Source organism: Amycolatopsis sp. NPDC051371 (genome assembly GCF_040682155.1).
Classification (GTDB): Bacteria; Actinomycetota; Actinomycetes; order Mycobacteriales; family Pseudonocardiaceae; genus Amycolatopsis.
This window is the reverse complement of sequence record NZ_JBFBAG010000009.1, coordinates 114379-135177: the sequence shown is the minus strand read 5'-3', so window position 1 is coordinate 135177 and position 20799 is coordinate 114379. Positions and strand designations below refer to the sequence as shown.

17 protein-coding genes are annotated in these 20799 nt (G+C 70.9%); 9 read left to right on the top strand and 8 right to left on the bottom strand.

The window, feature by feature from the left end; genetic code table 11:
* Positions 1–99: 99 nt before the first annotated feature.
* Complete coding sequence (locus AB0M59_RS14110; RefSeq protein WP_364614214.1) at positions 100–1236, bottom strand: C40 family peptidase; 1137 nt, start codon at positions 1234–1236, stop codon at positions 100–102.
* A gap of 23 nt (positions 1237–1259) precedes the next feature.
* Positions 1260–2222: a nucleoside hydrolase gene (locus AB0M59_RS14105; RefSeq protein WP_364613905.1), complete on the bottom strand. Its 963-nt coding sequence runs from the start codon at positions 2220–2222 to the stop codon at positions 1260–1262.
* A 52-nt stretch (positions 2223–2274) separates the two neighbouring features.
* Between AB0M59_RS14105 and AB0M59_RS14100 the strand changes: the two genes are divergently transcribed.
* Together AB0M59_RS14100 and AB0M59_RS14095 are read left to right on the top strand one after the other, a co-directional pair.
* A complete protein-coding gene (locus AB0M59_RS14100) occupies positions 2275–3027 on the top strand; it encodes an acyltransferase (RefSeq protein WP_364368553.1) in 753 nt (250 codons plus the stop codon).
* 44 nt (positions 3028–3071) lie between these two features.
* Positions 3072–3449 carry a hypothetical protein gene (locus tag AB0M59_RS14095; protein ID WP_364613902.1) on the top strand — a complete coding sequence of 126 codons (378 nt, stop codon included), beginning with the start codon at positions 3072–3074 and terminating at the stop codon, positions 3447–3449.
* A gap of 1 nt (position 3450) precedes the next feature.
* Here the strand turns inward: AB0M59_RS14095 and AB0M59_RS14090 are convergent, their stop codons facing one another.
* Entirely contained in the window at positions 3451–4776 is a 1326-nt protein-coding gene (locus AB0M59_RS14090; protein ID WP_364613900.1) for an APC family permease, read from the bottom strand.
* Positions 4773–5648: a carbon-nitrogen hydrolase family protein gene (locus tag AB0M59_RS14085; RefSeq protein ID WP_364613897.1), complete on the bottom strand. Its 876-nt coding sequence runs from the start codon at positions 5646–5648 to the stop codon at positions 4773–4775. The genes AB0M59_RS14090 and AB0M59_RS14085 overlap by 4 nt, the downstream gene beginning before the upstream one ends.
* Before the next feature lie 75 nt (positions 5649–5723).
* Here AB0M59_RS14085 and AB0M59_RS14080 point away from each other — a divergent pair, with 75 nt between their 5' ends.
* Together AB0M59_RS14080 and AB0M59_RS14075 are read left to right on the top strand one after the other, a co-directional pair.
* Positions 5724–6455, top strand: a complete 732-nt coding sequence (locus AB0M59_RS14080) for an FCD domain-containing protein (RefSeq protein WP_364613894.1) — start codon at positions 5724–5726, stop codon at positions 6453–6455.
* A 549-nt stretch (positions 6456–7004) separates the two neighbouring features.
* Positions 7005–8405: an alpha/beta fold hydrolase gene (locus tag AB0M59_RS14075; RefSeq protein WP_364613892.1), complete on the top strand. Its 1401-nt coding sequence runs from the start codon at positions 7005–7007 to the stop codon at positions 8403–8405.
* 1 nt (position 8406) lies between these two features.
* On the opposite strand, the gene AB0M59_RS14070 is transcribed toward AB0M59_RS14075, so the two are convergent.
* Together AB0M59_RS14070 and ilvA are read right to left on the bottom strand one after the other, a co-directional pair.
* Entirely contained in the window at positions 8407–8976 is a 570-nt protein-coding gene (locus AB0M59_RS14070; RefSeq protein WP_364613889.1) for an NADAR family protein, read from the bottom strand.
* Between the two features lie 20 nt (positions 8977–8996).
* A complete protein-coding gene (gene ilvA, locus AB0M59_RS14065; RefSeq protein WP_364613886.1) occupies positions 8997–10253 on the bottom strand; it encodes a threonine ammonia-lyase IlvA in 1257 nt (418 codons plus the stop codon).
* A gap of 86 nt (positions 10254–10339) precedes the next feature.
* On the opposite strand from ilvA, the gene AB0M59_RS14060 reads away from it, so the two are divergent.
* The gene (locus tag AB0M59_RS14060; protein ID WP_364613883.1) at positions 10340–10834 is read left to right on the top strand and encodes a SigE family RNA polymerase sigma factor; all 495 of its coding nucleotides are present in this window, start codon (positions 10340–10342) and stop codon (positions 10832–10834) included.
* Positions 10831–11826, top strand: coding sequence for a hypothetical protein (locus AB0M59_RS14055; protein ID WP_364613880.1), 996 nt, complete (start codon positions 10831–10833; stop codon positions 11824–11826). The genes AB0M59_RS14060 and AB0M59_RS14055 overlap by 4 nt, the downstream gene beginning before the upstream one ends.
* Here AB0M59_RS14055 and AB0M59_RS14050 read toward each other — a convergent pair whose 3' ends face one another.
* Positions 11827–13251, bottom strand: a complete 1425-nt coding sequence (locus tag AB0M59_RS14050) for a short-chain fatty acyl-CoA regulator family protein (RefSeq protein ID WP_364613877.1) — start codon at positions 13249–13251, stop codon at positions 11827–11829. It lies immediately after the preceding gene.
* 228 nt (positions 13252–13479) lie between these two features.
* Between AB0M59_RS14050 and aceA the strand changes: the two genes are divergently transcribed.
* Together aceA and aceB are read left to right on the top strand one after the other, a co-directional pair.
* On the top strand, positions 13480–14760 hold the full coding sequence (gene aceA, locus AB0M59_RS14045) for an isocitrate lyase (RefSeq protein WP_364613874.1): 1281 nt from the start codon (positions 13480–13482) through the stop codon (positions 14758–14760).
* Between the two features lie 93 nt (positions 14761–14853).
* A complete protein-coding gene (gene aceB, locus AB0M59_RS14040; protein WP_364613872.1) occupies positions 14854–16461 on the top strand; it encodes a malate synthase A in 1608 nt (535 codons plus the stop codon).
* 117 nt (positions 16462–16578) lie between these two features.
* Here the strand turns inward: aceB and AB0M59_RS14035 are convergent, their stop codons facing one another.
* Positions 16579–20157 (bottom strand): S8 family serine peptidase, encoded by a 3579-nt coding sequence (locus tag AB0M59_RS14035; RefSeq protein WP_364613869.1) that lies wholly within the window; start codon positions 20155–20157, stop codon positions 16579–16581.
* A 178-nt stretch (positions 20158–20335) separates the two neighbouring features.
* Between AB0M59_RS14035 and AB0M59_RS14030 the strand changes: the two genes are divergently transcribed.
* Complete coding sequence (locus AB0M59_RS14030; RefSeq protein ID WP_364613866.1) at positions 20336–20791, top strand: SigE family RNA polymerase sigma factor; 456 nt, start codon at positions 20336–20338, stop codon at positions 20789–20791.
* Positions 20792–20799: the final 8 nt, after the last annotated feature.

The window sequence follows — 20799 nt, the reverse complement described above, 5'->3', positions numbered from 1 at the left end:
GTGGTTCTCCTCGGTACGGGTGCGGCCCATTTTGGCCGCGTCCGGCCCGGGGACGCAGCCGATCGCGCGTTCTCGACATCGGCGCCGAAAGAATTTCGGTCAGGCGGTCGGGCGGCCGGCTCCGGCGTAGTCGTCGCCGTCCTTGCGGTAGGAGTGCACCTGCACGGCCTGGCCGGTCTGCGGCGCGTCGATCATCTGCTGGTTGCCGATGTAGAGCCCGACGTGGTGGATCTTCGTCGCCGGCTCGCCGTAGAAGATCAGGTCGCCCAGCTGCGGATCGGTCACGTGCTGGACGCTCCGGAACTGCGTGTCGGCCGTGCGCATCAGCTTGACGCCGGCACTCCCGTACGCCGCCGTCGTCAGGCCGGAGCAGTCGAAGCCCGGGTCGTTGCCGCCGGTGCCGTTGCCGCCCCAGATGTAGGGGAGGCCGATCTTGTCGATGGCGAAGTTCACCGCGCTCAGCACCGCCGGGTTCGGCGCCGCCGAGCCCTGGCCGACCGTGCCATAGACGTTGACCGTGGCCAGCGTCCGGTGCAGGAACAGCGGCGCCGACTGCAGCTTCGCGACCGAGTCCCACCACGGCTGGCCCTGGGACAGGTCGGTGCCGCCGTCGCACAGCGCGCGGCCGGTGGTCAGCGCGGCGTCGTCGATGTTCTGGACATCGGGCTTCCCGCCCGCGTAGCTCGCCTGGTACTTCGCCCAGATCGCCGGAGCGACCTGCATCGGCCCGGCGGCGTTCGCCGTCGAAACGACCTTGTTGTAGAAGTCGCGCACGTCGATCGTGCCGAGCGGCTTGTCCAGCACGCCGGTGGGGCCGAACTGCCCGCCGTGCGCACGGCCGTGGTCCGTGGTCACCTTCCCGACCGCGGCCAGCGTCACCCACGACAGGTGGCAGCCCGGGACGTCCTTGCCGAGTTTCGTCGTCGCCTTCGCGTAGCCGACCATCGCGCGCAGCGGGACGTCGAGCCACTGGCTGGTCTTGGACGCCCAGGCGTCGAACTCACTCGCTTCGGGCACCTTGGGCGGCGCCGACGTCTGCGGGGCAGTCGTCACCGGTGGCTTGGACGTCGACTGCGTGACCGTCGCGGCGGCGTTCGTCGTCTCCTGCTGCTTCGGCGCGAACTGGACGCCGACCACGAGCGCGGCGGCGACCACGACCACCGCGGCCACCACGACGGCGGCCTTCCGGCGGCGGGGCTCGGCCTTCTCCTCCGGCGCGACCTCGGGCTCTTCGATCGGCACGACCTCGGGCTCGTCGCTCACCGCGCGGCTCCGGTCAGCCGGTCGAGGACGAAACCGCGCAGGCCGTCGAGGTCGGTGTCCATCGCGACCTCGATCGGGCGGCCGGGACTGAACTGCGGATCGTCCTCGCCGAGCCTTCGCCGGTCGACGAGCGTCTGCCCGCGCGCCGGGCCCAGCCCGCAGTCGACGTCGACGCGGTAGGTCTCGCTGTGCAGGATCCCCGGCGAGATCGCCTCCGCGACCGCGACGGCGTCGTGCATGACCATCCGGTCTTCGCCGAACACGCGCGTGTAGTGCTGCCGGTAGGTGGAGGTGAGGCCTTCGAGGATGGCGCCGACCGGCCCCGACGCCGCGAGCTTCGCCAGCCAGTCGGCGTCGACGGCGCAGCGGTGCGTGAGGTCGAGCGGCACGAGCACGACCGGGACGTCCTCCTCGACCAGCACGCGGCGAGCCGATTCGGGGTCGCTCCAGATGTTGAACTCGGCGGCGGTGGTGCTGTTGCCGAACGTCACCCCGCCACCCATGATCACGAGCCGCGCGATCTTCGCCGCCGCGCCCGGGTGGGCCGCCAGCAGCGCGGCGATGTTGGTCAGCGGCCCGATCGGCGCGATGGTCACCGGCTCGTCGGCGGCCTCGAGCAGGTCGAGCATCAGGCGGACGGCGTCGCGCTCTTCGAGGGGACGGCTCGCCTCGGGCAGCGTGTAGGAGTGACCCGACAGGCCGTCGCCGCCGTGGACCTCCTTGGCGTCGCGTGGCTTCGAATAGACCAGGGGCCGCGCGGCCCCGGCGGCCACCGGCACGTCGGTGCGGCCGAACAGCTCCAGCAACCGGCGCGCGTTCGAGGTCGTGCGGTCCAGCGGCACGTTGCCGAACACCGACGTCACGCCCAGCAACTCGACGTCCGGGGACAGCGCCGCCAGCGCGATCGCCAGCGCGTCGTCGACGCCCGGGTCGGTGTCGATGATCAGCTTCGTGCCCATCCAGCTCCCCTTGCCCGTGAACCCGTCCCGCACACAGGTTACGGTCACCGGCATGACGTCGATGTGGGGTGCGCCCGCGCTGTCGCGGGTGCGGGCTTGGCGGCGCGCCCGGCGCGACCCGCGGCAGGCCAAGTTCCTGACCGCCGACTCGCTGCGCTGGGTGCTGCGCAACCGCGCGTACACACCCTGGTACCTGGTCCGGTACTACCGGCTGCTCAAGTTCCGGATCGCCAACCCGCACATCATCCTGCGCGGCATGCTCTTCCTCGGGAAGGACGTCGAGATCCACTGCCGGCCGGGTTACGGGCGGCTGGAGATCGGCCGCTGGGTCCATATCGGCGACGGCAACGCGATCCGCTGCCACGAGGGTTCGTTGCGGATCGGCGACAAGTCCGTGTTCGGTCGCCAAAACGTCATCAACTGCTACCTCGACATCGAGCTCGGCGCGGCCACGCTGGTCGCCGACTGGGTGTACATCTGCGACTTCGACCACGTCATCGCCGACATCCACGTGCCGATCAAGGACCAGGGCATCGTGAAGTCGCCGGTGCGCATCGGGCCGGACACGTGGCTCGGCACGAAGGTCAGCGTGCTGAAGGGCACCCGCATCGGCCGCGGCTCGGTGCTGGGCGCGCACGCGGTCGTCCGCGGTGACATCCCGGACTACTCGATCGCGGTCGGCGCGCCGGCCCGCGTGGTCCGCAACCGCGAAGAGGACTACGCGGCCGACGCGGCTCGCCGTGAAGCCGTCGCCGACATGGCGCGGAAGGCGAACAAGGCGCTGCAGAAGACGCTCGAGCAGTAGATCTACTCAGGTCTTGTGGTCTTCCGCCCGGACATAATGGCCGCGTGGGGGAAGTCCGGACCGTGTGGTCCTCGCTCGTGCTGGCGCTCTGCGCCGTGGGCCTGCTGCTCGTCGTGCCGCTGCTCGTGCTGCAGGGTCTCCTGCAGAGCATGCCGGTGTTCGGCACGAGCACGCACGAGGGCGACGCCTCCCTGACCTGGGCGGCCTGGCTCGGTGCCGGGCTGCCGCTGGTGGGCGTGGTCGTCGCGGCGACCACGCGCCGGCGGGGCTGGACCTGGTTCTTCGGGATCTGCCTGGTCCTGGCCGTCGCGGTCGCCGGGATGAACTGGGCCGACCACGTCCGCCACGCCCCGCCCGAGCCGCCGGGGCCGCGCCACTGCGTCGAGCACAGCGGCGGCGGCAACGAGTGTCCGGGCGGCTGACCTACTCCTCGAACGCCATCTCCGGCGGCGGCCGCCGGAAGCCGCGGGTGATCGCCGCCAGGACGACGACGCCGATCGCCAGCCAGACCAGCCCGAACACCAGCGCGATGCCGTCCAGGTTGACCAGCAGCCACAAATCGACCACGGCGCCGATCACCGGGAAGATCACCCAGGTCAGCACGCGTTTTTCGGACCGGTCGCGCAGCCACGTCGCCAGGACGCTGATGTTGACGAACATGAACGCCGTGAACGCCCCGAAGTTGATGAACGACGTCGACGTGCTGACGTCCAGCGTCAGCGCGACCAGCCCGACGAGCCCGGTCAGGACGATCCCGAACACGGGCGTCGCGAACTTCGGCTGGAGCTTGCCGAAAATCCGCGGCAGGACGCCGTCGCGGCCCATGGCGAACATCAGCCGCGACGCGCTCGCCTGCGCGGCGATCCCCGACGCGAACTGCGCGACGACCAGACCGGCGAGGAAGAACGACGCGAAGAGGTTGCCGCCGATCGTCGTCGCGATTTCGAACGCGGCGGACGACTCGTCGGTGAACGCGCTGCCCGGGTGCGCGAGCTGGGTGAAGTAGGCGAGCACGATGAAGATGCCGCCGCCGATCAGCGCGGTCAGCAGGATGGCGCGCGGGATCGTCCGGCGCGGCTCGGTCGTCTCCTCGGTCAACGTCGTGACGGCGTCGAAGCCGAGGAAGGAGTACGTCGCGAGCGCGGCGCCGCCGGAGATGGTTCCCAGCGTGCTGCCCGGGTGGAAGAAGGGCTGCGCGCTGGCCAGCGAGTCGCCGACGTGCAGCACCTGCTTGATCGAAAGAACGACGAAGAACCCGATCACCAGCAGCTGGAACGCCATGAGGACGAAGTTCGCCTTCTCAGCAATCTTGATGCCGAGCACGTTGAGGATCGTCGTCAACGCGATAAAAGTGATCAACCAGAGCCAATTGGGCACTGACGGGAACTCGGCCGACAGGTAGGCACCGCCGATCAGCCAGATCACCATCGGCAGGAAGAAGTAGTCGAGCAGCACCGCCCAGCCGACGAGGAACCCGGCGCGCGCGTCGACCGCTTTCCGGACGTAGGTGTAGGCCGAGCCGGCGACGGGGTGGGTCGCGGCCATCTTCCCGTAGCTGGCCGCGGTGAACAGCATGGCGACCAGGGCGAGCAGGTACGCCGAGGGCACGGTGCCGTCGGTCGTCGTCGCGACGATGCCGAAGGTGCCGAGCACGATCAGCGGAGCCATGTAGGCGAGCCCGAACAGGACGACGCCGGGCAGGCCGAGCCGGCGTTGCAGGGCGGCCGGGGCCGCGGCCGTGGAGGTCATCGGTCGTCTCCTTCTCGTGGACGCCAGCGGTCCGGGTCGATGCGACCCTGGTAGAGCGGCAGGTCGAGGGGCGCGTCCGTGGGGGTGAACTGCGCCCACATGCGGTTGGTGCCCGCGGTGCCCACGCGGCGAACGCGCGCCACCTCGTCGAGGTCGATCGTGTGGGCGAGGACGCCGGCGTCAGGTCCGGGCAGCGCGCCGAGCACGTCGCCTTCGGGCCCGACGAGCAAGCTGTCGCCCATCCCGAACGGCCCGGCCGTGTTCACGCTGGCGACGAAGACCTGGTTGACGATGGCGTTCGCCCGAGCCAGCACGAGCTCCTGGGCGCGATCGGGGGTCGTGGTCTGGACGGGGTTGAGCACGAGTTCGGCACCCATCCAGGCGAGGTGCCGGGTCACTTCGGGGAACCAGGCGTCGTAGCAGATGGAGAACCCGACGCGACCGGCGTCGGCCAGATCGGCGACGACGAACCGGTCGCCGGGGTCGTAGGGCTCGTGCGGCCGCCAGGGGAAGACCTTGCGGTACCAGCCCGCCAGCTCGCCTTGCGGGGAAAAGACCAGGGCGGTGTTGAACAGCTCGCCGTGGTCGCCTTCTTCGCAAACAGTGCCGGGCGCGAGCCAGATCCCCAGGTCGCCGGCCAGTTCCGCGAGTTCCTTGGTCCTGGGTCCGTGCAGGGGCTGGGCGGCGGCACGGAGTTGCTCGGTGCGTTCGTCGCCCTCGCCGTCGACGCCGCAGAGGTGCAGTTCGGGGAAGGCGGCCAGGCGCGTGTCCGGAAACCGGCCGAGGACGGCTTCGACCTCGCCCGCGAACCCGGCGTCTCCGACGGGCCGGGGCGGCGCTTGCACCAGGGCGATCGGCAGTGGTCGCGGCATGGACGAAAAATAGTCCATCTTGAACACTTAAACAAGAGTGCTCAAGATGAGCAGTTTGTGCGGTACGGTCGATTCATGGCGACGGCAGACCTGAGCGCCCCGGCATTGACGGGCATCCGGCGGCTGTCCGCCCTGGACACCGTTCGCGCCCGCATCGCGCTCGCCGTGGAGCTAGGGCTGCTGAAGCCGGGGGAGCGCCTACCGGCGAACGCCGACATCGCGCGAGCACTCGGCGTCGCGGAGATCACCGTGCGGAGGGCCCTGGAGTCCTTGGTCGGCGACGGCCTGATCGAACGTCGGCGCGGCCGAGGCGGCGGAACGCTCGTGGCCGCGGATCCGCCGGCGGAGCGAGTCCGCGAGGTCGGCGCCTACCGCGAATCGGCGGCCGAGGTCCGCGACCTGATCGACCACCGCCTGATCTTGGAGGCGGGCTTGGTCCAATTGGTGGCGAAGCGATCGCCGGACCTACCACGCTTGCGGACGTTGGTCGCCCGCATGGACACGGCGACGGGCTGGGCCGAGTTCCACGAGCTCGACGCGGAGTTCCACCGGTCAGTGGCCGCCCCGGCTCCGGCCGCGGCGGTGGCGCAGTACGAGACGGTCCTGGCCGAGCTGTACCGGTTCTACCTGCCGTACCCGATGGCGAAGCTGCGCGAGTCGAACCGCGACCACGCGCGGCTGGTGAAGGCGTTGGCGGCGGGGGACCCGGACGCGGCGGCCCGGGTGACGAGGAAGCACGTGCGCGGCCTGCACCAGACAATGTTCGTCGGCCTCGGCGCAGGGGAATCGACGACAGTCGAAAACTGACCACGGCTCGGCTACTCGAGCCGGGCACAGCGGCCGTCGGAGGTCGGCGGCAGCTTGCGGCTCGGTCGTCCAGACTCGGCACGGAGATTGCCGGAAGTCGGCGAAAGCTCGGTCGGCTGGATTCCGTGCGGTGGTTGGTCGGAAGCCAACCACCGCACGGTCGCCCGGGACACGGCATGGCGGTGGTCGGTAACCGACAGCGGCTCGGTTGCCCCGGACTCGGCGTGGCGGTGGTCGGAAACCGACAGCGGCTCACTCGGCCTGGCCGGTGATCGGCGGGGCTCGGTCCAGTGACGGCCGGAAACGGCAAGGGCTCCGCTGATCCGGCTCGCCAACCTGTCGGGCCAAGTCGGCGATGGTCGGAAGCTGACCACGGCTCGGCGACCCCGCAGCGGCCCCGCCCGGACTCGGCCCGGCTGTGGCCGAGACTCGATGACAGCCGCCGGGGCCCGCTGCGTGGTCCGGGAGCGACCGGGTCCCGGCCGTTCGGCGGTGATCATCGGCTGATCGGCCGATCTCCCGCGTACGCTCTCCCGGCAGCCTGGGCCCATGTCGATCACCCGGTTCGCCGTCCCGCTGCTCGCCGCCGCGGCGCTCGTCCCAGCTGTGCCCGCGGTCGCTGCCGCGGAGGGCGTCTCCTGGCAGCTCTGCTCCGCCGTCGCGAACGGCTGGGACGCCGGCGACCAGCGCAGCCAGTGCGCGCTCGTCCGGGTCCCGCTCGACTACGCCGACCCGGGTGGTCCGAAAATCGACATCGCCGTCAGCCGGATCAAGGCGACGGGCGCGAAAACCGGCGCTGTCCTGCTGAACCCCGGTGGCCCCGGACAGTCCGGCATGACCATGCCGCGCAGCATCGCCGACAGCCACGCCGGTGGCATCGGCGTCCACCACGACCTCATCGGGTTCGACCCGCGGGGCGTCGGCTACAGCGCTGACCTGCCGTGCGCGGTCGACTTCCCGGAGCCCGACCCCGGCGTTCCGGACAAGGAGAAGACCCGCGAAGCCGTGGAACGCGCTGCCGCCGCGAACCGCCAGTGCGTCGCCGCACACCCAGACTTCGTCCGGAACCTGACCACGCCGACCATCGCCCGCGACCTGGACCGGATCCGGCAGGCCCTCGGCGAGGACAAGATCGGCTACTACGGCGTCTCCTGGGGCACCGCGCTCGGCGCGCAGTACCGGTCGCTCTTCGACGACCATGTCGACAAGATGCTGCTCGACTCCGTCATGTCGCCGGACCTGAACGTCACCGAAATGGACGACGACCAGGCGACCGCCGGTGAGAACACCTTCCACGAGTTCGCGGCCTGGATCGCCCGCTACGACGACGTCTACCACTTCGGGACCACTGAGCCCGTGGTCGCGAAAGCCCTTCTCGACCTGCGGGCGAAGTTCGGCGCGACCGTGAACGGCATGCTCGCCAACCCGCGCCGCGAGTGGGCCGGCCTCGCCGAGCAACTCGTGGCCCTTCGCGACGGAGGGACGCCCGCGCCGAAGACCGCGAAAACCCAGGGCTTCGGCTGGGACGGTGAACCGCAAGCGTTCAACCACTTCCAGCAGACGGCCCTGCTCTGCAACGAGTCGCCGAGCCCCCGCGACTTCGACACCGTCTGGCAGCACCGCCTCGACCGGATGAAACGCCTGCCGGTCGCCGGCGGCTACGGCCTCTACGAACAGCTCTGCGTCGGCTGGCCGCTGGACGCTCGGCCGTGGTCGTTCACGAATGGCCAGAGCCCGTTGCAACTCGTCGGCCACGCCTACGAGCCGGTCACGCCCATCGGCTGGGCGATCAGCATGCAGCAGAAGGTCGGCGGCACGCTCATGACCGTCGAGGACGATGCCCACGGCTCACTGTCCTCACTGCCCTGCGCCGACGCCGCCGTCACTTTCTTCGACACGGGTCGGACGACGTCGAAGTCGTGCCCGGGCGCGCCGACCCCCAAGCCGTGACTCAGACGCGGGCCCGCAGCTGCTCGCGAACCTCCATCAGGGCGAACCCGAGCAGGTTCAGCCCGCGCCAGTAGTCCGGCTTGGTCGCGTTCTTCTCCTCGCGCGCGAGGCCGGTGCCCCACACGAGGTCCTTCTTCGATGCCTCGACGAGCACCGCCTCGCCGGTCCCGAGCAGGAACCGGCGCAGGTCGCGGTGGGCGCGGAACTTGGCCAGGTTGCCGTCGACGACGATGTCGAACCGGTGCCGCTCCCAGACGGCGGCGTCGTACCCGGCGACCTCGCGGCCGAGCACCTTCGCCGTCTTCGCGTCGGGCGTCTCCCGGATCAGCGAAGCCTTCTCGTGGTCACCGAACAGCTCGGCCTTGCCGGCCATCATGTAGTGCTCGGCGGTCGGGTAGACGACGCCGTCGGCCTCGAACGGGTCGACCCACCACTGGCTCAGGCAGCTCGACGTCACCCGCCCGGACTTCGTGGGCGTGTGCCCGTAGAACAGCAGGTATTCGGGCTCCGCACCCTCGTGGACCTTTTCGCGCAACGCCTCGACACTGCGGACCCCGTCGACCTTCACCATCCGCCTAGTGGACCACGCGCTCAGAGCAGGAAGTGGAACAGGGGGCTGCCCGGCTCGATCCGCTCCACCTGGAGCGGGCTCGCGTCCATCCGCGCCAGCAGGCCCGGGAGGTCGGCTGACCGGGCGATTTCCACGCCGACCAGCGCCGGGCCCATCTCGCGGTTGGTGCGTTTGACGTACTCGAAGCGCGTGATGTCGTCCTCCGGGCCGAGCACCTGCTCGAGGAACCGCCGCAGCGCGCCCGGCTCCTGCGGGAACCCGACGAGGAAGTAGTGCTTCAGCCCTTCGTGCATCAATGAGCGTTCGAGGATCTCGCTGTAGCGGCTGACGTCGTTGTTGCCGCCGGAGACCACGACTACGACGGTCTGCCCCGGCTCCACCTGGACCACCGAGCCGAGCGACGCGGCGGCCAGCGCGCCCGCGGGCTCGGCGATGATTCCGTCGGACTGGTACATCGCCAGCATCTCGGTGCAGATGGCGCCCTCGGCGACCGAGGTCAGCTCGGCGCCGCTCTCGCGGATCAGCGGGTAGGTGACGCGGCCGGCCTCGCGCACCGCGGCGCCGTCGACGAACGAGTCGAGTTCGGGCAGCCGCACCGGGTGTCCGGCGGAAAGCGCCGCCGCCATGCAGGCCGCGCCCGCGGGTTCGACGCCGACGACGCGGACCTCGGGGTGCCGCTCCCGCAGCCAGCTGCCGACGCCGGCGAGCAGCCCGCCGCCACCGACCGGGACGATCACGACGTCCGGCACGAAGCCGAGCTGCTCGATGACCTCCAAAGCGACCGTGCCCTGGCCGGCGACGGTGCGGATGTCGTCGAACGCCGGCACGAGCGTCGCCCCGGTCCGCTGCGCGTCCTCGTTGGCCGCGGCGAAGGCGTCTTCGTACGTTTCGCCGACGACGATGACCTCGATGTGCGCGCCGCCGAGCGTCGCGATGCGTTCGCGCTTCTGCCGCGGCGTGGTTCCCGGGACGTACACGCGCCCGGCGGCGCCGAGCCGCCGGCAGGCGTACGCGACGCCCTGGGCGTGGTTGCCGGCGCTGGCGCAGACAACGCCTCGCGCCCGTACGTCCTCGTCGAGCTGGACGATGAAGTTGTAGGCGCCGCGGATCTTGTACGACCGGACGGTCTGCAGGTCCTCGCGCTTCACCCAGACCTGGGCGTCCACCCGGGACGACAGCCGCGCGCTCGGCTCCAGCGGCGTGCGGGTCACCACCCCGGCCAGCCGCTCGGCGGCCTTTTCGATGGTCGCCGCGGTCACCGTGTCGATGTCGTGCACCCCGATGAATCTACGACTCGCGCGTCCCGGGCAACCGCCCGGCCCTCCGGCCGCATCAAAGGGGTGACGAACAGGATGGGGGTTCCATGGAGGCGGGCTTCACGGACTACGTGACGGCGCGGTCGGCTTGGCTGCGCAAGGTCGCGTACCTGCTCTGCGGCGACTGGCACCGGGCCGACGACCTGGTCCAGACGGCGATCACCCGGCTCTACGCGAACTGGTCGCGGGCCGCCCGGGCGGACAACCTCGATGGTTACGCGCGCCGCACGCTGGTCAACGCGTATCTCGCCGAGCAGCGGACGTCGTGGTGGCGGCGGGTGGACCTGCGCGGCGCCGACCACGACCCGCCACCGGCGCCCGGCCCGGACGTCGACTCGGCGCTCGACCTGCGGGCCGCCCTGGACCGGCTGCCCGCACGCCAGCGGGCGACCGTCGTCCTTCGTTACTTCTGCGACCAGCCCGTCGCCGACACCGCCCGGGCCCTCGGGTGCTCCGAAGGGACCGTCAAAAGCCAGACCGCGAAGGCCGTGGACACGCTGCGCGAGTTGCTGCGCGAGCCGATTTGGGAGGGACGAGGATGACCGACTTCGAGCTGACCACGATGCTGAAGGACCTGGCCGACGTGCCCGCGCCGCCGCCGTCGATCGACGTCGACCGGGCGCGCCGGATCGGCGGACGTCGTCGTCGCGTGCGGACCACGGCGCTCGCCCTGGGGTGCGCCGCCGTCGTGGCGGCCGGGGGCTTGACGGCGGTCGCCGTGTTCCGGCACGACCCCGCGCCCGCCCCGGCGGCCGTTCAGCCCAAGCCCAAGCCCGGGCCGGTGGCCGTCGCGCCGGCGCCCACCGACAACCCGCTGGTGGCGAAGGCGGACTTCGGCTGGCTGCCGGAGGGAGTCTCCCGGATCGAGCACGGCGTCGGCGGGCACGGCGACTACACCCTGGCCCTCGGCGGCGGCGACAGGGCGCCGATGATCTGGCTCGCGGTCTACGACCAGGAACCTGCGTTGGACCGCAAGCACGATATGGGCGGGCAGGCGGTGCGCGTCCCGGTCCGGGTCGGCGACCGCGACGGCTACTGGGTCACGACCGACGCGAAGGACCCGCTCAACCACGGCGACAGCTACCTGCGCTGGCCGACCGCCGACGGCCGCTGGGCCGAGCTGCACGCGTATTACCTCGCCCTTCCCGACCTGCAGCAGGCCTTGCTGCGTGTCGCCGGCGAAGTGACGTTCGCGAATCGGCCGGTGGCGCTGCCGCTGCACATCCTCGGCCTGCCGGACACGTTCCACCTCGCCGACGCCAACGTGTGGCGCCGCCCGGACACCGACGGCGTCCCGTGGCGGGTCGTGCTGTCCTATTCGGTGAACGGCGCCCTCGCGACGATCACGGTTTCGCTCCCGGGCGGCCGCGCCGACGGCATCGGCGATCCGGTCTGCGCGACGAGGAACGGGCTGCGGGCATGCGTCACCGTCGACAACCCGGCGGCAGCGGGTCTGGACGGCGAGCGGGTGCTCGACCGCATCACGCTCCTCGGCCCGGACGAGTCGAAGTGGACCACGCACGTGGTCGGGTGATCAGCCCTTCGGCACCGCCGGGTAGGGGACGAAGGTGCTGGTGTTCTCGTCCACGGTGAGCTGCTTGCCGATCGTCGGGAACGCACGCTGCGAGCAAGCCGGCCGTTCGCAGACTTTGCAGCCCATCCCGATCGGCGTCGCCGCGGCCGGCTCGTCGAGATCAAGACCGGTCGAATAGACGAGCCGGCCCGCGTGACGCAGTTCGCAACCCAGGCCGACCGTGAACGTCTTCCCGGGGCTGCCGTACCCGCCGATGTTGCGCGACACCGTGCGCGCGACCCAGAAGTAGCTCTTCCCGTCCGGCAGGGTGGCGATCTGGGTCAGGATCTTCCCCGGCTGGGTGAACGCCTCGTAGATGTTCCACAGGGGACAGGCGCCGCCCACCCGGGAGAAGTGGAACCCGGCCGCGGACTGGCGCTTCGACATGTTCCCCGCCCGGTCCACCCGCACGAAGGAGAACGGCACCCCGCGCTGCTTCGGACGCTGCAAAGTGGACAGTCGGTGGCACACGGTCTCGAACCCGACGCCGTAGTGGTCGCACAGCCGCTCGATGTCGTAGCGGAATCGCTCGGCAGTGGCCAGGAACGGTCCATAGGGGAGGATCAGCGCGCCCGCGAAGTAGTTCGCCAGCCCGACCCGTCCCAGCGAGCGCGCGGCCGGCCCGGAGAACGCCCACGAGTCGGCCAGCTCGGTGATCAGGTCGTCGTATTCGAGCAGCGCGATCTGTGAAGCCATGCGAAACGCCTGCTGCCCGACCCGCAGGCTGGGCGCCAGCCGCAGCACCCGCGTCACCGGCTCGTAGCGGTGCTGCTGACCGGCGGATTCGTCGATCCCGTCGTTGGTCACTTCGACGCCGTAGCGCTGCCAAAGTCGTTCCTTCAGTGCGCTGAGCACCTGGCCGCGCTGCAGCGGGATGTCGGCCGCCATCTTCTCGGCGCGTTCGTCCAGTTCGGCGACGTAGTTCTCGCGCTCGTAGAAGAAGTCCCTGACTTCCTCGTGCGGCAGTGGCGCCGCCGCGCTGCCGTGCAGGCCCAGGCCGTTTTCGGTGGTCAGCGCGGCCGTGCTCTCGACGGCGTTGCGGTAGCTGCGGTGCAGCTTGACCAGCGCCTGCGCCAGGGCGGGCAGGTTCGTGGCCAGCTCGTTGAGCTCGCTGGTCGTGACGTCGACGCCGAGGACCTCGTCGAGCAGGGCTTCCTTGACGTCGGCGACCAGCCGGGACGTGTCGTTGTTCGCGAAGAACTCGGTGTCCACCCCGAACGCCTGCGTGATCCGCAGCAGCACCGGGACCGTCAGCGGACGCGAGTTGTGCTCGATCTGGTTGAGGTAGCTGGGTGAGATCTCCAGCACACGAGCGAGGTCGGCCTGGCTCATCGACCGGCTTTCGCGCAGATGCCGCAACCTCGCTCCGGCGAAAGTCTTCTCCATTCGAGCCCACCTCTCCGGAAGGTTTCCGGTCCTGAACGGTTACGTGAACGGTCAAGAACGCGGATTTTCGGTGAAGTTGCGAAACGGCGATTCGCAACTTTTGCAAAGAGCCTACGGACCCTTCGCACAAATTGGCAACTTGGACAACTGGACCGGATTTTCCCAGCCGTGCGAGGGTCGGATCAGGCAAGGCGAGCAATCGCAAACTTCGCAACACCGGGAGATCCGATGACGGAACAGGCCAAGCAGGCGGCCGCGGAGCTGGCGGCGCAGTGGGCGAACGACCCCCGCTGGGCGGGCGTGCAGCGCTCCTACTCGGCTGAGGACGTCGTCAAGCTGCGTGGCAGCGTCGTCGAAGAGCACACCTTGGCCCGCCGCGGCGCGGAGAAGCTGTGGAACCTCCTGCACACCGAGGACTACATCCACGCGCTCGGCGCCCTGACCGGCAACCAGGCCGTCCAGCAGGTCCGCGCCGGCCTGCAGGCCATCTACCTCTCCGGCTGGCAGGTCGCGGCCGACGCCAACCTGTCCGGCCAGACCTACCCGGACCAGAGCCTCTACCCGGCCAACTCGGTGCCGGCCGTGGTCCGCCGCATCAACAACGCGCTGGGCCGCGCCGACCAGATCAACTGGGCCGAAGGCAACACCGACATCGACTGGTTCGCGCCGATCGTCGCCGACGCCGAGGCCGGCTTCGGCGGCCCGCTCAACGCGTTCGAGCTGATGAAGGGCATGATCGCCGCCGGCGCCGCGGGCGTGCACTGGGAAGACCAGCTCGCGTCCGAGAAGAAGTGCGGCCACCTCGGCGGCAAGGTCCTCATCCCGACCAAGCAGCACGAGCGCACGCTGAACGCCGCCCGCCTCGCCGCGGACGTGCTGAACGTGCCGTCGCTGATCGTCGCCCGCACCGACGCGCAGGCCGCGACGCTGCTGACCAGCGACGTCGACGAGCGCGACCAGCAGTTCCTCACCGGCGGCCGCACCGCCGAGGGCTTCTACGAGGTCACCAACGGCATCCAGCCGTGCATCGAGCGCGGCCTGGCCTACGCCCAGTACGCCGACCTGCTCTGGATGGAGACCTCGGAGCCGGACCTCGAGGTGGCGCGCAAGTACGCCGAGGCCATCAAGGCGAAGTTCCCGGACCAGATGCTGGCCTACAACTGCTCGCCGTCGTTCAACTGGAAGAAGCACCTGGACGACGCGACGATCGCGAAGTTCCAGCGCGAGCTCGGCCACATGGGCTACAAGTTCCAGTTCATCACCCTGGCCGGCTTCCACGCGCTGAACTACTCGATGTTCGACCTGGCGCACGGCTACGCCCGCGAGGGCATGACCGCCTACGTCGACCTGCAGGAGCGCGAGTTCGCTTCGGAGAGCCGCGGCTACACCGCCACCAAGCACCAGCGCGAGGTCGGCACCGGCTACTTCGACAACGTCGCGACGGCGCTGAACCCGGAGAGCTCGACCACCGCGCTCAAGGGCTCCACCGAAGAAGCCCAGTTCCACTGATCCCGGCCGCGGCCTGACGGCGACCCCCCTCCGCCGTCAGGCCGCGTCCCTCCCTTTCTTTCCTTCCCTGCCCACAGCTCGCGGAGGCACCCCATGGTTGATCGGCTGAACTACCGCATCGAGGTCACCGGCGAGGTCGACGGCCGGTTCGCGGAGATCCTGACCCCGGCGGCCCTCGACTTCCTGGCCAAGCTGGACAACACGTTCGCCGGCCGCCGTCGCGAGCTGCTCGACGCCCGCCGCGTGCGGCGCGAGGAACTGCAGTCCGGTGAGAAGCCGCTCGGCTTCCTGCCCGAGACGCGCCAGGTCCGCGACGACCAGTCGTGGCAGGTCGCCCCGACCGCGCCGGGCCTGGAGGACCGCCGCGTCGAGATCACCGGCCCAACCGACCGCAAGATGACGGTCAACGCGCTGAACTCCGGCGCGAAGGTGTGGCTGGCGGACTTCGAGGACGCGACGTCGCCGACGTGGCACAACGTCATCGACGGTCAGGTCAACCTGTACGACGCGATCCGCCGCAACATCGACTTCACGACCGAGGCCGGGAAGCACTACACGATCGGCGACGACCCGGCGACGATCGTCGCGCGTCCCCGCGGCTGGCACCTGGTGGAGAAGCACATCCGCATCGACGGCCGCCCGGTCTCGGCGAGCCTGGTCGACTTCGGGCTGTTCTTCTTCCACAACGCGCGCCAGCTCGTCGCGCGCGGCGTCGGCCCGTACTTCTACCTGCCGAAGCTGGAGAACCACCTCGAAGCGCGGCTGTGGAACGACGTCTTCCTGATGGCACAGCGCGAGCTCGGCATCCCGCGCGGCACGATCCGCGCCACGGTGCTGATCGAGACGATCACCGCCGCCTTCGAGATGGACGAGATCCTCTACGAGCTGCGCGAGCACGCCGCGGGGCTGAACGCCGGCCGCTGGGACTACATCTTCAGCATGATCAAGAACTTCGCCGCGCACGGCGCCGACTTCGTGCTGCCGGACCGCGCACAGGTCACGATGACCGTGCCGTTCATGCGCGCCTACACCGAGCTGCTGGTGAGCACCTGCCACAAGCGCGGCGCGCACGCCATCGGCGGCATGGCCGCGTTCATCCCGAGCAAGGACCCGGAGGTCAACGCGATCGCGGCCGAGAAGGTCCGCGCCGACAAGGAGCGCGAGGCCGGCGACGGATTCGACGGCTCCTGGGTCGCGCACCCGGGCCTGGTCCCGATCTGCCGCGAGGTGTTCGACGGCGTGCTCGGCGGCTGGCCCAACCAGCTCGGCAAGCTGCGCGACGACGTGCACGTCACCGCCGAGGACCTGCTCGACGTGGCCAGCGCCGGCGGCGAGGTCACCGAAGCAGGCGTGCGCGCGAACATCAACGTCGCGTTGCGCTACGTCGACGCGTGGCTGCGCGGCACCGGCGCGGCGGCGATCCACAACCTGATGGAGGACGCGGCCACCGCGGAGATCGCGCGTTGCCAGGTCTGGCAGTGGATCCGCAACGGCACGAAGCTCGAGGACGGCACGGCGCTGACCCGCGAGCTGGCGGTCGAGTACCTCGACGAGGAACTCGCGTCGGTGCGCGCGGAGCTGGGCACCGGCAACCGCCTCGACGACGCGTACGCGATCTTCACCGAGACCGCGCTGGGCGAGAAGCTGCCGAGCTTCCTCACCACGGGTGCCTACGCGCGGTACCTCACGGACGCCCGGTAGCAGGGGCCCCGCCCGCCCCTACCTGACGAGGGGCGGGCGGATTCCACACCGTTTGGGATGGTGTGGGTCCGGACCGGTCCGGCGACGGTGGCTCCCCGTCGCCGGACCGGTTCGATTTCAGCTCACCGCGTAAGCCCGGATCACCGTCTGCCGCACGGTGTTCCCGCGGTCGTCGGCCGCGCTCGCCCGCAGCGAGACGAATCCGCCCGCCGGGTTCCGCACGGCGACCGTCCAGTGGTCCCCGGTCCGGAGCACCGGCGCGGGCTGCCAACTGCGTCCGTCATCGGTGGACGTCTCGACGGTCAGCTTCGTCCCGGTGCCACCGCCTTGCCGTTCCACGTACGCCGGGAACGTGAAGACGCGGTTCGCCGGCGCGCTGTTGTGCAGGTCGACCGCCGGTGCGAACCGGGCCGTCAGCAGGGGCAGCGCCTGGCCGTCCGCGGCGGCCGAGGAGCGGAACCCCCACTCCGCGAGGACGTCCGTCCACAGTGGCCACCAGTCGGTGTGCCGGTGGGCCTCGGCGGTGAGCCGGTACGCGCCGTCGGCGTCCGGCACCGGGATCGTCGCCAGCGTCGGTTCTCCCGACGGCTCCACGGGAATCGCGGCGCCGTCCTTCGCGAGGGTCACCGAACCCGTGTCCCCGAAGCCGGATTCGGGCTTGCGCGGGCGGCCGGCGGCGTCGCCGAACAGCGGCAGCCAGAGGTCGAAGACGCCGTCCTTGCGCCACGCCCACGGCCGCGGCTGCTCGCCCGAATGCGTCACGGTCAGCCCGCGCAACGACGGCCCTGCCACCGCTTTGTTCCAGCTGAGCTGGTACTTCTTGCCCGCGGCGAGGTCGAGCTGCTCGGTCGGTTCGCCGCGGACCCCGCCCGTCCACACCGAGTCCCACTTGCCGGGGGCGTAGTACTCGACACGTTCCTGTTGCGCGGCAACGGGTTCGGTGTAGCCGTACCCGACCATCCGGCCGAAGAACTCGTGCCCGGCGACGTACCGGACCTGGCCGGGGGCGTTGTCGTGGTAGGCGGTGCGCACCTCGGCGAGGTCGCGGGTCTTCGGCCGCTGCACACGCGGAGCGGTCACCTGCTTTTCGACGCCGTCCGCGAGTTCGTAGCGGAAGCGCGGCGACGGCCGGCTGACGACGGTCGCCGACGCCCGGCCCGTCTTCGCCAGCTCCGTGAACCGCTGCCCGGTGACGCTCAGCCCGCTCCAGACCACCGGCAGGTGCAGGGTCGGCAGCTCGCCGCCGAGGACCGTGGTCCCGGCCGTGCCGCCGGAAAGACCGACCACGCCGAGCTTCGCGCCGGCGTTCTCGACGTTCACCAGCCGCTGGTACGCCTCGTCGGTCCGGATGCCGAGCGGCAGCCGGACGACCACGAGCTTGCCGCGCGCGTCGATCCCGGCCAGGTCCTCGGGCGTGCCCCCGCCACCGAACACGACCGGGAGCGTGCTGGTTCCGGCCGGAGCGGCCGACTCCAGCCACATGCCCCGGACGGCGAACGGCTGCCCGTCGTCCGCGGTCAGCTCCAGGTCCGGCTCGGTGGCGCGGCGTTCCTGGCTGAAGGCGAAGGTCGCCGACGACGTACCCGGGACCGTCGCGGCGAACGCCTCCTGGAAGCGCGGGTCGAGGTCGAAACCATCGGAGAAGACGCACGAGCAGCTCGTGATCCGGCTCAGCCGTTCGACGCTCTGCATGCCACCGCGCGCCGCCGGGTTGTCCGGTTCCAGCGACACCGGCTTGCCGTCACGCGCGTCCAAGGCCTGCGTGACGGCGTGGTCCAGGACCAGTTCGGGCTGGCTGATGAAGCTGTACGAGGGTTCCTGCCCCGGCTGGGGCGTCTCGATGACGCTGTTGACGACGTAGTGGCCGCGCGGCAGCCGGAAGGTGCCCGGCTCGCCGTTGGTGAGCGCGCCCGTGTCCAGGTCGAGGATCGACAGCGGCGGATAGCCCGTCGGCGCCCACGGCTTGCCGTCGCGGTCGACGAGGCCGATGGTCAGGTCGTAGAACTCGTCTTCCTGCCGCATCGACAACGCGGTCCGCGTGGTGACGCCGTCGCCGCTGGCCGTCAGAATGCCGGATCGGGTGCCCGGGTGGCCGTCCTGCGCGGTGAAGGTCAGCTCGATGGGAGTGCTCCCACCGGCGGGAACGGTGACGCTCGGCGGAAAGCTGACGCCTTCGACGGACGCGGCGAGCGTCAGCGTGACCGGCGTGGCGCTGGAGTTGTACCAGGTGATGGTGGCTTTTTCGGTCTTCCCGTGGTTCGGCCACGGGAGGTACGCCGACGCGCTGCCGGTGGCGGTGACCGCCGAGGTCGTCGCGTGGGCGACGTCGACGCGGCCGGTGCCGACCGCGGCCGGTCCGGCGTCGACCTGCGCCGCGGTGCTGGTGAGGGCCGCTTTGAGGCGGTCCGCGGTCCAGTCCGGGTGCTGCTGGGCGAGGATCGCGGCCGAGCCCGCGACGTGCGGCGTCGCCATCGACGTCCCGCTCAGCGCCTGGTAGCCGCCGCCGGGCCAGGCCGCGGTGATCGACTCGCCGGGTGCCGCGACGTCCGGCTTCGCGGCGCCGTCGCCGATCCGCGGGCCCCGGCTGGAGAACGGGCTGAGCACATCCTTTTTGGACACACTGGCCACGGCGAGCGCCGCGTCGGCCGCGGCCGGGCTCGAGACGGATTCGTCCTGGCCGAAGTTGCCCGCGGCGACGACGAAGAGCGTGCCGTACTGCCGCGTCAGGGTGTTCACGGCTTCGGACACCGGGTCGGTCCCGTCGGACGGGCCGCTGCCGAGGCTCATGTTCACGACGCGGGCGTGCGCGTCGGCCGCCGCCCACTGCATGCCGGCCAGGACCGTGTCGAGCGTGCCGTCGCCGAAGTCGTCGAGGACCTTGCCGACGGCCAGCGACGCGTCGGGTGCCACGCCCTTGTACTTGCCGTCGGAAGCGGCGCCGGAGCCGGCGATCGTCGAAGCGACGTGGGTGCCGTGCCCTTCGCCGTCCTCGACGCTGCCCTTGCCGGTGAAGTCCTTGCTCAATGAGACGTGGCCGGCCAGGTCCGGGTGGGCAGTGGCGATCCCGGTGTCGAGCACCGCGACGGGCACGCCGCGGCCGGTCAGGCCCGCCTGCCACGCCGTGGGCGCGCCGATCTGCGGCACGCTCTGGTCGAGGCTCGCGCGCACCTTCGCGTTCAGCCAGACCTTCGCGCCGCCCGCCGCGAGCGTGGCGGGTTCGGTGGCGAGCCGGTTCCAGAACGCCGCGGCGCCGGACTTCGGCTCGTCGAGCGCGGTGTAGCCGAGCGCGGACGCCCGGGCGGCGACGCCGGTCCGCGCGGCGAGCGCCGGGCCGGCCTGGCGGACCAGCAGCGGCACGTGCGGGGTGCGCGCGTCGTCGTAGCCCTGGCGCAGCAGGCCGGTGACGTTGAACAGCTGCTCGTCGAGCCGTCCGGCGCGGACGAGCGTGGCGGCGTCACCGGGCAGGACGTACTGGTCGCCGTGGCGGACGTACTGGCGGAACGGCACCGGCCGGTCGCGGCGGGCGGGCAGCACGCGGACGTCCGCGCCGCCGACCAGCACCTGATCGCCGGTGATAAGCGTGATCCGGGCCGGCGTGACGGGTGGGCTGCCCGCCGGGGCGGCCGCCGCGGTGGGTGCGGTCAGCACGCCCGCGGCCAGGGTCACCGCGACGACCGCGGTGATCGGTTTCCTCATGGGATGGTTCCTCACTGGCGGGGTCCCTCGGCTGGTGGAACGGCCCCGGCGCGCCCGCGGGTTGCCCGGATTTCGATCCCGGAGCAACCCGGGAGGCCGCGCACCCCGTTCCACCGGGTGTGGGGGCGACGAGGAGGAATCGCTGAAACGGTCCGAAGAAGCGGGGTACCGCGACTACGTGACGGCGCGGATGGAGGTCATGCGCCGCACGGCCTACCTGTTGTGCCGGGATTGGCACCTCGCCGACGACCTGGTGTCGATCACGATCGGCAAGCTGTACCGGCACTGGCCGCGGGCCTGGCACGTCGAGCACCTCGACGCGTACGTGCGCCGCATCCTCGTGCGGACGTGGCTGGACGAGAAGGCCAGGGCGTGGCGGCGCGAGGAACCGGCGGACACGCTGCCGGAGCCGACGGTGCTGCCGACCGACGACGTCGTCGAGCGGATGGGTCTCCTGGAGTTGCTCGACGCGCTGCCGCCGCGGCGCCGGGCCGCGGTGGTGCTGCGGTACTACTGCGACCTTTCCGTCGAGGAGACCGCCGAGGTCCTCGACTGTTCACCCGGAACCGTGAAGAGCCAGACCGCGCGCGGGCTCGACTCGCTGCGCGCGCTCGTCGCCGCGAGCCAGAGCTGAAGGAGGCA

Excerpts from the sequence above, each read along its gene's own strand:
- AB0M59_RS14105 (WP_364613905.1), bottom strand. The coding sequence starts at position 2,222 with ATGGGCACGAAGCTGATCATCGACACCGACCCGGGCGTCGACGACGCG.
- AB0M59_RS14100 (WP_364368553.1), top strand. The coding sequence starts at position 2,275 with ATGACGTCGATGTGGGGTGCGCCCGCGCTGTCGCGGGTGCGGGCTTGG.
- AB0M59_RS14090 (WP_364613900.1), bottom strand. The coding sequence starts at position 4,776 with ATGACCTCCACGGCCGCGGCCCCGGCCGCCCTGCAACGCCGGCTCGGC.
- AB0M59_RS14085 (WP_364613897.1), bottom strand. The coding sequence starts at position 5,648 with ATGCCGCGACCACTGCCGATCGCCCTGGTGCAAGCGCCGCCCCGGCCC.
- AB0M59_RS14080 (WP_364613894.1), top strand. The coding sequence starts at position 5,724 with ATGGCGACGGCAGACCTGAGCGCCCCGGCATTGACGGGCATCCGGCGG.
- AB0M59_RS14075 (WP_364613892.1), top strand. The coding sequence starts at position 7,005 with ATGTCGATCACCCGGTTCGCCGTCCCGCTGCTCGCCGCCGCGGCGCTC.
- AB0M59_RS14070 (WP_364613889.1), bottom strand. The coding sequence starts at position 8,976 with ATGGTGAAGGTCGACGGGGTCCGCAGTGTCGAGGCGTTGCGCGAAAAG.
- AB0M59_RS14060 (WP_364613883.1), top strand. The coding sequence starts at position 10,340 with ATGGAGGCGGGCTTCACGGACTACGTGACGGCGCGGTCGGCTTGGCTG.
- AB0M59_RS14055 (WP_364613880.1), top strand. The coding sequence starts at position 10,831 with ATGACCGACTTCGAGCTGACCACGATGCTGAAGGACCTGGCCGACGTG.
- AB0M59_RS14050 (WP_364613877.1), bottom strand. The coding sequence starts at position 13,251 with ATGGAGAAGACTTTCGCCGGAGCGAGGTTGCGGCATCTGCGCGAAAGC.
- aceA (WP_364613874.1), top strand. The coding sequence starts at position 13,480 with ATGACGGAACAGGCCAAGCAGGCGGCCGCGGAGCTGGCGGCGCAGTGG.
- aceB (WP_364613872.1), top strand. The coding sequence starts at position 14,854 with ATGGTTGATCGGCTGAACTACCGCATCGAGGTCACCGGCGAGGTCGAC.
- AB0M59_RS14035 (WP_364613869.1), bottom strand. The coding sequence starts at position 20,157 with ATGAGGAAACCGATCACCGCGGTCGTCGCGGTGACCCTGGCCGCGGGC.